At 44.1% G+C, this 12,789-nt stretch carries 11 protein-coding genes; 10 read left to right on the forward strand and 1 reads right to left on the reverse strand.

Annotation, left to right across the window (positions count from 1 at the left end; all coding sequences use genetic code 11):
• Positions 1-16: 16 nt before the first annotated feature.
• The 5 genes from B9N78_RS11165 (at position 17) to B9N78_RS11185 (ending at position 6,914) form a co-directional block, all read left to right on the forward strand.
• On the forward strand, positions 17-1,381 hold the full coding sequence (locus B9N78_RS11165; protein WP_085102231.1) for a TolC family protein: 1,365 nt from the start codon (positions 17-19) through the stop codon (positions 1,379-1,381).
• A gap of 6 nt (positions 1,382-1,387) precedes the next feature.
• Positions 1,388-3,094: an ATP-binding cassette domain-containing protein gene (locus B9N78_RS11170; RefSeq protein WP_085102233.1), complete on the forward strand. Its 1,707-nt coding sequence runs from the start codon at positions 1,388-1,390 to the stop codon at positions 3,092-3,094.
• On the forward strand, positions 3,084-4,379 hold the full coding sequence (locus B9N78_RS11175; protein ID WP_245805527.1) for an HlyD family type I secretion periplasmic adaptor subunit: 1,296 nt from the start codon (positions 3,084-3,086) through the stop codon (positions 4,377-4,379). The genes B9N78_RS11170 and B9N78_RS11175 overlap by 11 nt, the downstream gene beginning before the upstream one ends.
• Positions 4,376-5,785, forward strand: a complete 1,410-nt coding sequence (locus tag B9N78_RS11180; RefSeq protein WP_085102235.1) for a tetratricopeptide repeat protein — start codon at positions 4,376-4,378, stop codon at positions 5,783-5,785. Before B9N78_RS11175 ends, B9N78_RS11180 begins: the two co-directional genes overlap by 4 nt.
• Positions 5,786-5,912: 127 nt before the next feature.
• On the forward strand, positions 5,913-6,914 hold the full coding sequence (locus B9N78_RS11185; RefSeq protein WP_085102237.1) for a chemotaxis protein: 1,002 nt from the start codon (positions 5,913-5,915) through the stop codon (positions 6,912-6,914).
• A gap of 27 nt (positions 6,915-6,941) precedes the next feature.
• On the opposite strand, the gene B9N78_RS11190 is transcribed toward B9N78_RS11185, so the two are convergent.
• The gene (locus B9N78_RS11190) at positions 6,942-7,622 is read right to left on the reverse strand and encodes a Crp/Fnr family transcriptional regulator (protein WP_085102239.1); all 681 of its coding nucleotides are present in this window, start codon (positions 7,620-7,622) and stop codon (positions 6,942-6,944) included.
• 119 nt (positions 7,623-7,741) lie between these two features.
• Here B9N78_RS11190 and B9N78_RS11195 point away from each other — a divergent pair, with 119 nt between their 5' ends.
• The 5 genes from B9N78_RS11195 (at position 7,742) to B9N78_RS11215 (ending at position 12,655) form a co-directional block, all read left to right on the forward strand.
• Entirely contained in the window at positions 7,742-8,365 is a 624-nt protein-coding gene (locus B9N78_RS11195; RefSeq protein ID WP_085102241.1) for a 4Fe-4S binding protein, read from the forward strand.
• 27 nt (positions 8,366-8,392) lie between these two features.
• A complete protein-coding gene (locus B9N78_RS11200; RefSeq protein WP_085102243.1) occupies positions 8,393-9,697 on the forward strand; it encodes a 4Fe-4S binding protein in 1,305 nt (434 codons plus the stop codon).
• Positions 9,698-9,838: 141 nt separating this feature from the next.
• The gene (locus B9N78_RS11205) at positions 9,839-10,030 is read left to right on the forward strand and encodes a ferredoxin (RefSeq protein WP_085102245.1); all 192 of its coding nucleotides are present in this window, start codon (positions 9,839-9,841) and stop codon (positions 10,028-10,030) included.
• Between the two features lie 104 nt (positions 10,031-10,134).
• The gene (hcp, locus tag B9N78_RS11210) at positions 10,135-11,742 is read left to right on the forward strand and encodes a hydroxylamine reductase (RefSeq protein ID WP_085102247.1); all 1,608 of its coding nucleotides are present in this window, start codon (positions 10,135-10,137) and stop codon (positions 11,740-11,742) included.
• 106 nt (positions 11,743-11,848) lie between these two features.
• Complete coding sequence (locus tag B9N78_RS11215; protein WP_085102249.1) at positions 11,849-12,655, forward strand: 4Fe-4S dicluster domain-containing protein; 807 nt, start codon at positions 11,849-11,851, stop codon at positions 12,653-12,655.
• Positions 12,656-12,789: the final 134 nt, after the last annotated feature.

Below are 12,789 nucleotides of genomic sequence, written 5' to 3' on the forward strand. Positions count from 1 at the left end.
TGGGGAAGGAGCTTTTATGATCCTTGTTCGTTATCCTGCTCTATTTACGGTTTTTTTTCTTTTTTTTGCATCGGTTGGGGAAGTTGCCGCCCAGACCGAGATGGCGAAAGGAATGACTGCTGGAATGACTACAATGAATCCGAATCAGATTGACGGCAAACCTTACCTTGTCAGAATTTTAAAAAATCTTCTATCTACGCATGACAGGATTAAAGCTGCCGAAGCTCGCGTGGAATCAGCTGAACATCTTGTTTCACAAAGCTGGTCCGGCTGGACTCCAAGTATTGATGCCTCTGTTGAAGGCGGCCGTGAAGAGATTGATAAACCCGGCGGCGGAACAAATAAAGGCAGAAACGAAGAAAAAATTAAAGCTACCCAGTTGCTTTATGATTTCGGCGGCGCAACCGGAGGAATTACCCGGGCAGAAGCTGTTCTTAAAGAATATGAAGCAGCACTTGATCAGACGAAACAGGAATTGATTATTCAGGGAGTTGATGCATATCTCGGGCTTATACGTTCAAGAGAAATGCTTAAATACGCACTTGAGTCTGAAAACAGTATGAAGCGTCTTTCCGGTATGGAAGAAACTCTTGTTAAACGCGGGGCGGGTCTTTCATATAAAGAATTGCAGATTAAGGCGCAGCTCGCAGGAGCTATGTCGTACAGAGTGACAGTTGAAAGGCAGGTGCAGATTGCCCGCAACCGTTTTAAATCAGTATTCGGCTATACCGTCACCACTGAAGAAATAGATAAGATGGTCCCTGTACATATGCCGGCTACTTACATGCCGGCCTCCATTGATGACGCCATTGCGCAGGCTTACGAAAAGAATCCTCAGCTTATCCAGCTTAAATATTCAAAAGACGCATATGCAAGTGATGTTGATATTCAGGAAGCAACTTTATTTCCGAAGTTTGAGTTTGCTGTGGAAGGAAAAAGAAGAGAGCAGGATCAGGGCGCAGACGGCGTAAGAATGGAAAATAAAGCTACTTTGCAAGTAAGTTATTCCGGTTTTTCCGGTATAGCTGAGTATCAGGGTGCTCAGGCTGCAAAAGCCAATCTGCGAGAAATACGCAAGCAGACTCTTGATGTGAGACGCACGGTTGAAGAAAATGTCAGAAATGCATGGCTTGAACTGATGACACTTCGTAAGAATGCTGAACTTTACAGAACTCAGGCCAATATTACTGCCGAGTTTCTTGATTTGATCAAGAAAAAGAGAGCGACCGGAGAACAGGTCGAACTTCTGGATATTTTGGTTGGTGAGCGAGACTACAGTACTGCTACAAGCGCAAGTGTAACGTCTGACATTGATAATATAATTTTTGCCTACAGACTTCTCTATCAGATGGGGATGATTAACCTAGAAGTATTTGAGTAAGTTAAGATGCGTGAGTTACTACGCAGGCTGTCACTCGTTCCTTTTATTGCATTTGAGATTTCTCTAGCCTCGTTGTTTATTAATATTCTTTCTCTTGCTTCACCTATTTTTGTCATACAGGTTCTCAACCGCTATGTAGGCTACGGTTTTGACGGGACTTTGATCACCCTTACTTGCGGAGTTTTGATCGCCGGATTTTTAAATCACGGCTTCACCCTCGTGCGGGGCCGTATGGCTTCGGCTGTTAATGTCGGTCCTGACAGAGCTCTTGCCGAGGCTGTCTTAACCTGCCTTGCCCGTGCGAAAATGAATACTCTCGGCCGCATTCCACCCGCCCGCATCCATGAGCTTATGAACGGCTTTCAGGTTGTTCAATCCGGCTATGATGCTTCAGTTATCTGCTCTGTTCTGGATATGCCGTTTTTTCTCATGTTTGTCGGCGCAGTCTTTTTTCTCAGTCCAGCTATTGCAATCATCACTATCTTTATTGTTTTGTGTTCATATGTTTCAGGGCTGCTAAGTATGCGGCGCGGTAAGGTTTTGATGGAAGATATGCGTAATGAATCAATCGCCCACCGTGGTCATCTTTCCAATGCTATCTCCGGGGCGGATACGGTCAGAGCTTTCGGAGGAATCGGACTTCTTTCAACCGTTCTGGATAGTCAGGTTGAAAAAATTCAAAATATCAAGCGCAACATGGTTCAGAGCGGAACACGGGCGCAGGCTGTGTTGCAAACTCTAAGCATGTTGCTGCGTGTTTTTGTTTACGCCGTCGGCGCGCGTGAAGTTGTTGCAGGCTCGCTCAGCATGGGAGGGCTCATCGGCGTTTCTATTCTGTCCGGCAAAGCTCTTTCGGTTTCAGCCTCTTTTATTAAATCACGCAATATGATTGATCAGGCTGCGGAAATGATGGTTTCTTTGCGGGAGTTTATGAACCAGCCGCTTGAATCTTCAACCGGAACAGTTCTGAATAATTATTCCGGAAGCATTGAATTAAAGGATCTGGGTTTTGCTTATCCCGGTTCCACAGGGCCGCTTTTTGAAAGACTTTCTGTTGATATTAAAGCTGGAGATATTGTTGTTATTACCGGACATAACGGTTCCGGTAAAACTACTCTGGTCCGTCTGCTACTCGGACTTATTGACCCGGGCAGAGGGCAGATCCTTGCCGGAGGCGTTGACCTTCGTCAGCTTGCCGCGCCGTGGTGGAGAAGTCAGGTGATGTATCTTCCGCAGGAACCGCGGTTCTTAAACGCAACAATTAAAGAAAATATCTGCATGAATTGTCCTGATATTGATGATGAGCGAATTGGAAGAATCGTAGACGCTGCGGGGCTGAAAAGATACCTCAACACCAGTGTGCAAGGTCTTGAAGCACAGGTTGTTAACGGAGGGCAGGAGCTTGCCGTGGGCATCCGGCGCAGACTCGCTCTTGCTCGTGCTCTGGCTGTTCATGGCGCGGTATGTGTTCTGGATGAACCGACAGAAGGGTTCGATCCGGAAGGGTTACGGATTATGGATATGGTGATTAAATCTCTTGTAAATGCCAAAAAAACTTTGATTATAGTAACGCAGGATGTACGCTTAGCTGAACGTTCTGATGTTTTGATAGATCTCAGCAGCAAGCCTTTACCGACAATTTTATATCCATCTAAAGAAAGGCAAAGTCAGGGACGCAGTACCGCAGCTGGTGGAGAAAAAAATGATCAGTAATAACAGATCTGAAATTTCCGGAGAAGTTACAGCTGCTAACCATTTTTTCCTTTTTTTATGCGTTATCATGTGTGTAGCTTTTTTCGGCTGGGCCTGTCTGTTCAAACTTGATATTGTGAGCCAGGCAGAGGGAGAAGTTATCCCCAGTTCAAGGCTTAAGCTTGTGCAGCACCTTGAGGGCGGTATCGTATTAAAAATCAATGCCCGGGAAGGTCAATCTGTTTCAAAAGGGCAGGAGTTGATGGAGCTTGAAGACACCGCCAGTGATTCCAGCGTGGAAGAGCTTGATGTGCGCGTGAAGGGATTGCGGGTAAATATCGCAAGGCTCGAAGCAGAGGATAAAGGGCTTGATAAACCTGATTACCCAGCAGATATTGTAGAGAATTATCCTAAAATAATAGAACGTTCTCTTAACCTTTTTCAAGTCCGGAAAGAGCGTCTTATAAATGACCTGCAATCTGAAAAAGAAAAAATAATTCAGCGCGAGCAGGATATTAAGCAGATTACTTCCCGCCAGCGAAATTCCGTGACAAGCTTACGACTTTTACGTGAACAGATAGCCATCAGCAAAGGGCTTCTCGATGAAGGATTAACCTCTCGTTATAAGCATTTAGGGTTTCTCAAAGAGGAATCATCTTTAAAAAGTTCAATTGATGAAGATGTAGCAAAGCTTGCGAAAGCTCGTTCTGCATTAATGCAGGCGCAAGCGGATATTAATGAAATTACTAATTCATATTATGCCGCGGTCAGAGAAGAATTACAGGATGATCGCCGTGAGCTTGAAGAGTTTTCACAGCGGATCAGAAAATTTCAAGACAATTTAAAACGTACTGTGATACGATCTCCGGTAAACGGAGTAATAAAAACTTTATATGTTATGAGCGCGGGGGAAGTTGTAAGGCCGGGGTCTACTATTATGGATATAGTGCCTGCCGGGGATAAACTTGTGATTGAAGCACGTCTTCCCATTGGCGATATAGGGTATGTAAAAGACGGGCAGAAGGCCGTGGTTAAGCTTGCCTCACGGGATGCTTCGAGGTTTGGGCATCTTGATGGAAAAGTTGTTAATATCAGTCCTGACGCTGATACCACGCAGCGCGGGGCCATGTATTACAGGGTCCGTATTGAAACGGATAAAGACAGTTTTGAGCACGACGGCAATTATTACCGACTCTTTCCGGGGATTCAGGTTATTGCAGGAATTCATATCGGAACGCGCACCGTCATGGAATATATTTTAGAACCGTTCATGGGATCGATGAGTTACGCCATGAGGGAGAGATGAGCAAAACTGAGCAGGATGTAACTGTAAAGAAATCTAATCGAGAAGATTGGTTGAACTCTTTACCTGAAAATGGGCGTAAAGCTTTTGAGGAAGCTGTTAAAATGTATTCAGCCTCCCGTTACGAAGAAGCCCATAATTTTTATGCGATGGCTCTTTTATATTCACCTGACGATCCTGTGATTTTGACAAACATGGGAGTTCTCCTCCGGGCTCAGGGTAAGATCAGAGCCGCCGAAGAATGTTATCGCAGAGCCTTGGCAATTGATCCTGATTCCCCAGGCTGCTGGACAAATCTCGGGAACGTGCTGCGCAGGCTGGGGAAGCTTAAAGATGCTGCGTACTGTCATCGTAAGGCTTTTAAATTAGATAAAAATTTTATTGATGCTTACTACAATTTCGGGCTTACGTTACAAGATTTAGGTAAGCTTGATGAAGCAATCAAGGTGTATGATTTCTGTTTGAAGGCAAAACCGGGTGATGTCAGAATCAGTTGGGACAGATCGCTGGCATTGCTCTCGAAAGGTGACTTGCTTCAAGGTTTTGAAGCGTATGAATATCGTTGGTATCGTAATGACTCGATACGGCGTGATTTTAAACAGCCTTTGTGGGATGGTTCGCCCCTAAACGGCCGCAGAATTTTATTGTACAGTGAGCAGGGTCTTGGTGATACTCTGCAATTTTGCAGATATGTTGCAGAAGTTGCCAATGCCGGCGGAAAGGTCATTCTGGAATGTCAGAAGGAACTGGTTTCCTTGCTGAGCGGGCTTGAAGGGCTTGCGGTAATAGTAAGTGCTGGGAAGGAACTTCCTGAATTTGATGTTCAGGCTCCTTTGCTCAGCCTTCCCCGGATTATGAAACATGATTTAGGGAGTCTTCCATCAAAGTGCCCATACCTGACGCCGCCTTCCGAATCCGGCTTTTCAGTGCATGTGCCGCCGGGAACCAATCTTAAAGTAGGGATTGTCTGGGCTGGTCGTGCGACGCATAAAAATGATCATAACCGTTCAGTTGAAATAGAGAATTTTTTTATTTTTTCACGAGTTCCGGGGGTAATGCTTTATTCTTTGCAAAAGGGTGAGCAGGCGGTTCAAAGGGAAAAGTCTGCATGTGGATTTCTGCTTCGCGAGCTTGCGTCAGGGTGTGATGATTTCGGAGATACGGCTAAGGTATTAAGTCAACTTGATCTTGTCATCACAGTTGATACATCCGTAGCTCATCTGGCTGGAGCTCTTGGAATTCCGGTATGGGTTGCGATCCCTTACAATTCTGATTGGAGGTGGATGCGTGAACGTACAGATTCTCCGTGGTATCCGTCGATGACATTATTCAGGCAGGAATGTCCTGGAGATTGGGAACAGGTTTTTAAAAATATGCTGGCGGTTTTGATCAAAAAAGTACGTGCATAACGTTATCGTAATTGGCGTAGAGTCTAAAACAGTACTAGACGTAACAGCTTAGCTGTAATAACTAATATTCATAATATTTTTTTAAATCATATTTGCTATGAGTCTATAACGAGCGGGGTCATTATAAATGTCGAGCAAGATCCTTTTGAAAGCCGGAACTAATGAAGTTGAAATTCTTGAACTATATCTTGACGAAGGTACCGGCGACAAAAAGAAGCGTTGGTCCTTCGGGCTTAATGTAGCCAAAGTTAAAAAAATAATTAAAGAAGATGACTTAAAGAATTTCTCAGGCCGTAAAGACGGAACAAGTAATAAAGTCGGTTCAGGCAAAATAGATACACATAATATCCTTGTTCTGGGGATGTTCGAATTTATGGGATCTGTCATTCCGCTTATCGATCTTAGCGGCTGGCTGAGAATGGATAAAGTGCGCGGTGAAAACCGGATGGTGCTAATCACTGAATTTAATAATGTGACCAGTGCATTTCTAGTTTCCGGCGTTAACAGAATTCATCGCATAAGCTGGGAAGAACTTGAATCATTGCAAGGTGATATGGCTAAGTATGCTGAAGGAACAATTATCGGAACAGTAAAATTGACTGATCCTAATCGTATTCTTCAGGTGCTCGATCTTGAACAGGCGTTGGATGATTTAAGCCCTGCTAAAGGTGACGCCGTCCTGCTTGATGTTGCTCAGGTTGATGAAGTCTTTTTTAAAGCTCTATGTGCGGACGACTCTCGTTCTATGCGTAATCTGGTAAAACAGGCTTTGGAGAAAGGCGGTTTTTCCGTGGAAGCCTTTGTTAACGGTAAAGACCTTTGGGATGCCCTTTTGACATTTAAAGATAAGTCCGAACGTGAAGGAAAGCCTATTACGGATTATCTCCAGCTTGTTGTTTCCGATATTGAGATGCCGGGTATGGACGGTCATGCCGTGACACGCAGAATCAAGGCTGACCCGATTTTGAAAGAATTGACCGTATTTCTGTTTTCATCACTTATTACTGAGGAATTATTGCACAAAGGAGCTTCTGTAGGAGCGGATAGACAATATTCTAAACCTCAGATTGCGTCTTTGGTTGCACAGGCATGGGAAGACGCAAATACAATGATGGAGGCTCACCGCTAGCTAGCGGATGGGTGGCAGAACCTTTATCTAAAGTTGTTCTTCCCCGCTCGCAATAAGTTCCAGAGATGCCTCATCAATAATTTCGACAGTGTTTTTGTCGACTTTTATCAATCCCTGTTCGCTCATTTTCTTAAAAATGCGTGAGAGTGTTTCTTGTATTGTGCCTAGGTATGCGGCTATCTGTCCTTTTTGCAGGTCAAGTTCCAGAACATTTGAGTTCTGAGTTGTTTTCAGCAGCAACAGATAGCTTGCCAGCCTTCCGGGTACTTCTTCAAGGCTGAGGGCGGCTACTTTATTGACCATCTGTCTGAGCCTTCCTGACAGCAGAGCCAGCATACTCATGGCGAGACTCGAGTCTTCTTTAATTATTCTTTCAAATCTGTCGCGTGAAAAATAGAGCAGCGTTGAGTCTTCGAGAGCCACTGCGCTTGCGGGATAACTTGTGCCTTGAAAAACAGGTACTTCCCCGAAAATTTCTCCGCACCCGAAAATATGTATGATCTGCTCTTTACCGGAAAGTGATTCCCTGTAAATCTTGACCCTGCCATCTTCGACACTGTAAAAGCCGCTGGCATCCTGCCCCATGGAAAAGAGTTGTTCACCGCGAATAACTTTTCTGGGGACGGCTATACTCTCCAGTTTTTCCAGCTGGCTTTCCGAAAGTCCTGCAAATAAGTTTATTTGGCCAAGATTATGTGTCTTTTTCATTACAACTCACTTTTTCGATTATACAGTCTTACTTTTTGATTTAAGTCAGACTATACTTTTTCGTTTATCGTTATAAATAAATTCAATCGCTTAATATCATGAGCAGGAGAGGTTTGACTATGGAGAAATCAGCAATCATAAATATTTGCCGTGGGATTGAAGGCGGAGAATGTCGCTTTGCTCTTTTTGTTGAAGAGAGTTTTGCCGATAGAATTGAGCAGACCGTGATAGATTCCGGGTGGCCTGAATTTCTTAAAAAGAAGTTTGGTGATAATATTTCGCGTCATAAGGCTTTCAGTGTTAACGGAGCTGCGTGTCCCAACGGTTGCTCACGTCCGCATATTTCTGACATAGGACTTATCCGTGCATGTGTGCCGCTGATTAATCACGAAGAATGTATCACATGCGGTGAATGTGTGAGGAGCTGTCCGGACGATGCAATGGCAATAGTTGACGGCAAGGTTGTTATCACACGTGAAAAATGCCTTGTTTGCGGGTTATGTACACGCACTTGCCCTGTTGAAGTTATTTCATGTTCCAGAAACGGGTGGCGAGTTCTTGTCGGAGGACGTCTCGGCAGGCATCCTCGTTTAGGAGCAGAGCTTCCCGGAGTATACAGCAGCAACGAAGTTTTCTTTTTGATTTCTAAGAGTATTAAACTTTGGGTAGAGAACTATGAAGACGGCAAACGATTCGGGCAGATTATGGATAAAATCGGCCACGAGAAATTGTTGCAGGACTAAGATCTTAATAAAAAATAAGGATTTATATTGCCAGTTTTTATAATCACGATATCTTATTTATTGCTTGCCGCTCATAGTATTCGTCTCGGAGATATGGGACTTGCTGTGTGTTTTTTGGGTTGCGGGGGGCTGATTTTTATCAAAGAACGCTGGGTTGCAGTTGTTACCACGGCGGTTCTTGGAGGCGGCGCGCTCCTCTGGATCATCAAAGGTGCACAGCTTATAAGTCTGCGGATAGGGTTCGGTGAGGATTGGCTCAGATTGGGAATTATTATGGGAGCACTTTTCGGTGTTACGTTTTTCTCTGCAATTTTGCCCTTGCTGCCGGCAGGAATAAAATGGTTTCATCGTGATCCTGATAAAATGTGGTTTAAATCTGCTATTTTCCTACTAACGGCCTTGCTGCTGGAAATAGTTCGCAGCAAGGCTCCTTTTCCCGTATTACTGTTAGACAGATTTTTCCCCGACTGGGGCAGGGCTGAGATATTTATTTTGTCTGCTTATGCTGCTTGGATCGGTGGAAAGATGTTTTTGCCGGATGGTGCAAAAATGATCCGGCCACGAATATGGGCTTTCTTTTCAGTTGTATTCTTTTTTCAATTGATGCTCGGCTTAACAGGATTGGATCTGTTTCTGATGACAGGACATCTGCATCTTCCTGTTCCGGCTCTCATTGTCGGCGGCCCTGTTTTTAGAGGAAGCGGATTTTTTATGCCGATTCTTTTTGCCGTGTCCGTGTTTATGGTCGGTTCCGCTTGGTGCAGTCACCTCTGTTATATCGGCGCATGGGATGATCAATTCAGCCGCATCAGCGGTAAACGTCCGTCTGCAAAATTTCCACATGCTCTTATATGGATGCGCTTGATCCTTTTAATTTTAGTGGTGACAGTTGCATGGGGTTTCAGAGTTGCAGGCGTTTCAGGCACAGTAGCTGTTTTATGGGCCGTTTTTTTCGGTCTGATAGGACTTTTTGTGATGCTTCTTTTTTCGCGCAAGATGGGAATGATGGTACATTGTTCATCATTTTGCCCCATGGGGATTGTTGCGAATATTCTTGGTAAAGTTTCACCGTGGAGAATTAAAATTACCTCAGGTTGCACCATGTGCGGGCGTTGCAGCAGAGTTTGCAGGTATGGTGCTTTGCGTAAGGAAGATTTGAAATCAGGTCATCCGGGACTATCCTGCACTCTTTGCGGAGATTGCATTTCTCCATGCACTCACGGGTGCATCGGTTATAAATTACCTTTTTTATCTTTTGATAAATCACGCAAAATTTTTCTTGTTCTGACGATCTCGTTTCATGCTTTATTTTTAGGCGTAGCTAGGATGTAAGCCTTTTAGGGCCGCTGTCAGCGGTTTCTTTAAATGTTTTAACGGCACTGTAATTTTAAAAAAGAGTATTATCTGTTTCATATATGTGATAAGAAATTATTTGAATTATGCAGTTTAAAATTAAAATTATAAGGAGATAATATGAGTCGTCTTGTAACTGTTGATATTGATGTCTGTATAGGATGCGAAGCTTGCGTGGAAACATGTCCTGAAGTCTTTTCCATGGGGCCGGGCGATCTTGCTCAGGTCTATAATCCTGACGGAGCTTCTGAAGATAAAATTGAAGAGGCCATGGATACGTGCCCTGTTAACTGTATATTGTGGGAAGATTAATAAAAAAAACGCTCTTTTGACTTGGGTCAAATACTTCCTTTGAGTCCTTCCTTATTCTGCAATCAACGAATGGGGAAAACAACTTACCTGAAAAGGAGAAAATTATGTTTTGCAATCAATGTGAACAGACAGCAAAAGGGCAAGGATGCACCGTAAAAGGTGTGTGCGGAAAGACTGATGAAACTTCGGCAATTCAGGATCTTTTGATCCGCGTTCTTGCAGAGCTTGGAACCGTTGCGGTTAAAGCCCGCGGTGAAGGTCTTGAAATTCCTTCAGCTGTGAATCGCCTTACTGCCGAAGCTGTTTTTTCAACTCTTACTAATGTAAATTTTGATGACGAAAGGTTTATCCCTATCGTTAAAAATGTTGCAGCAGCAAGAGATGAACTCTTAGGAAAATTAAAGGGCGGATGCTCTTGCGGCGGTGCTACTAAAGTCGGCGCAACTGCTGCTGAGCTCAGCAAGCAGGGCGAAGCCTTTTCGACAGCTTCGTTTGATGAAAATCCAGATCTGCGTTCACTTAAGCAGATTCTTATATACGGACTTAAGGGCGTTGCCGCTTACGTTGACCATGCTGCAATTCTCGGACAGGAAGATCCAGCGGTATTCGCATTTATCCATGAAGCACTTGCTGCATCACTCAAGCCTTTGAGTATGGATGAGCTGGTCGCTCTCTGCATGAAATGTGGTGAAGTGAACCTTAGAGCAATGGAACTTCTGGACGCAGGTAACACCGGAACATACGGTCATCCTGTGCCTACTGAAGTGCCTCTCGGAGCTAAAGCAGGTAAAGCAATCCTCGTTTCAGGTCATGATCTTAAAGATCTTCGCGGTTTGCTTGAGCAGACTGAAGGTACCGGAATTAATATTTATACACATGGTGAAATGCTTCCTTGTCATGGATATCCTGAACTCAAAAAGTTCAGTCACTTCTATGGTCACTACGGAACTGCATGGCAGAATCAGGTAAAGGAATTTGCTGAATTCCCCGGTGCTATTCTTATGACCACCAACTGTATTCAGAAGCCGGCTGAAACATATAAAGGTGATATTTACACAACCGGATTAGTCGGATGGCCCGGAGTAACACATGTTCCTAACAATGATTTCAGCGAAGTCATTGCTAAAGCCAAAGAGCTCCCCGGTTTTCCTGCTGATACAGATAAAGGTACTGTTCTTTGCGGATTCGCAAGAAACGCAGTCCTCGGTGTAGCTGATAAGGTTATCGAAGGTGTGAAATCCGGAGCAATCCGTCATTTCTTCCTCGTCGGCGGTTGTGACGGTGCTAAGCCCGGTCGTAACTACTACACTGAGTTTGTTGAAAAAGTTCCAAGTGATTGTGTTATTCTTACCCTTGCCTGCGGCAAGTTCCGTTTCTTCGACAAAAAACTCGGTGATATCGGTGGAATTCCCCGTCTGCTTGATATCGGACAGTGCAACGATGCATATTCCGCTATCCAGATTGCAGTTGCCCTTGCCGGAGCTTTTGAATGCGGTGTGAACGAGCTTCCATTATCCATGATACTTTCATGGTACGAGCAGAAGGCTGTTTCAATTCTTTTGACTTTGCTGCACCTCGGAATCAAGGATATTCGCCTTGGACCTAGTCTTCCGGCTTTCATCACCCCGAACGTGCTGAACTTCCTTGTTGAGAATTTCAACATTATGCCTATCAGCACTCCTGATGAAGATCTCAAGGCTATCTTAGGTTAATCATAACGCTGTAAATTGCTTAATTATTGAACATAAATATGCGGGGGGAACAAACGTCCCTCCGCATGTAAATAAAATTTATCGGTTTAAGGTTTCAGGAGAAAAAATGAAGGTTACGAGAAAACTCATTCATATTGACGAAGAACTCTGTAACGGTTGCGGAGAGTGTGTTCCGGGCTGTGCAGAAGGTGCATTACAAATTATTGACGGTAAGGCCCGTCTGGTTGCTGAAAAATTTTGTGATGGTCTGGGAGCGTGTTTGGGCGAGTGTCCTACAGGAGCTCTTACTGTTAAGGATGTGGAAACCGAAGATTTTGATCCTGAAGCTGTACGGGATTTACTTACAAAGCAGGGCAGAGAAGTGCCGGACCATATGCCTTCCCCTGAAAGTTTGAGGCTTGATAAAGCTGCTGCGAAATCCGCCCCTAAATCCGGCTGTGGAAGTTCAAAAGTTATGGAGTTTACTCCATGCCAAAAGGCTAACGTGCCGACTGATATGGCAATCGAAGCAGGGCCTTCACATCTTACACATTGGCCTATTCAGATTCGTCTTGTTCAGCCCGAAGCACCGTTTCTTAAAGGGGCGGATCTTTTACTCACCGCAGATTGTGTTGCCGTCTCCATGCCCGGATATCATGAAAGATTTCTTCCCGGACGCAAAGTGCTGATGGGTTGCCCTAAGTTTGATGATGTTGAACTTTACATTGAAAGACTTACAGCCATCTTCGCAACATGTGGACTTAAGTCGATCACTCTCCTTGAAATGGAAGTTCCGTGCTGCTCAAATATGAGTAAAATTACTGAGCAGGCTCTTAAAAAATCCGGTGTTGATATCCCTGCTGAGAAGATTATCGTCGCTCGCACAGGTGAAATAATTTTTAAAGGCGGTCTTACTCAGCCTGTTTTTGCTTAGTTCTTTTAACTGAATTTAAACTGAAAATCCCTTCACATAAATTATGTGAAGGGATTTTTTATTTTGTAACTAATATGCGTATGCATTTATGATCTAAATTGTAAAGTACTATTGTTTTTTAGATGGTGCACATA

The organism is Desulfovibrio gilichinskyi (assembly GCF_900177375.1).
GTDB lineage: Bacteria > Desulfobacterota > Desulfovibrionia > Desulfovibrionales > Desulfovibrionaceae > Maridesulfovibrio > Maridesulfovibrio gilichinskyi.

Bases quoted from the DNA above. Each gene is read 5' to 3' on its own strand.
- B9N78_RS11205 (WP_085102245.1), top strand. From the start codon at position 9,839: ATGAGTCGTCTTGTAACTGTTGATATTGATGTCTGTATAGGATGCGAA.
- hcp (WP_085102247.1), top strand. From the start codon at position 10,135: ATGTTTTGCAATCAATGTGAACAGACAGCAAAAGGGCAAGGATGCACC.
- B9N78_RS11215 (WP_085102249.1), top strand. From the start codon at position 11,849: ATGAAGGTTACGAGAAAACTCATTCATATTGACGAAGAACTCTGTAAC.
- B9N78_RS11195 (WP_085102241.1), top strand. From the start codon at position 7,742: ATGGAGAAATCAGCAATCATAAATATTTGCCGTGGGATTGAAGGCGGA.
- B9N78_RS11180 (WP_085102235.1), top strand. From the start codon at position 4,376: ATGAGCAAAACTGAGCAGGATGTAACTGTAAAGAAATCTAATCGAGAA.
- B9N78_RS11170 (WP_085102233.1), top strand. From the start codon at position 1,388: ATGCGTGAGTTACTACGCAGGCTGTCACTCGTTCCTTTTATTGCATTT.
- B9N78_RS11185 (WP_085102237.1), top strand. From the start codon at position 5,913: ATGTCGAGCAAGATCCTTTTGAAAGCCGGAACTAATGAAGTTGAAATT.
- B9N78_RS11190 (WP_085102239.1), bottom strand. From the start codon at position 7,622: ATGAAAAAGACACATAATCTTGGCCAAATAAACTTATTTGCAGGACTT.
- B9N78_RS11165 (WP_085102231.1), top strand. From the start codon at position 17: ATGATCCTTGTTCGTTATCCTGCTCTATTTACGGTTTTTTTTCTTTTT.
- B9N78_RS11175 (WP_245805527.1), top strand. From the start codon at position 3,084: ATGATCAGTAATAACAGATCTGAAATTTCCGGAGAAGTTACAGCTGCT.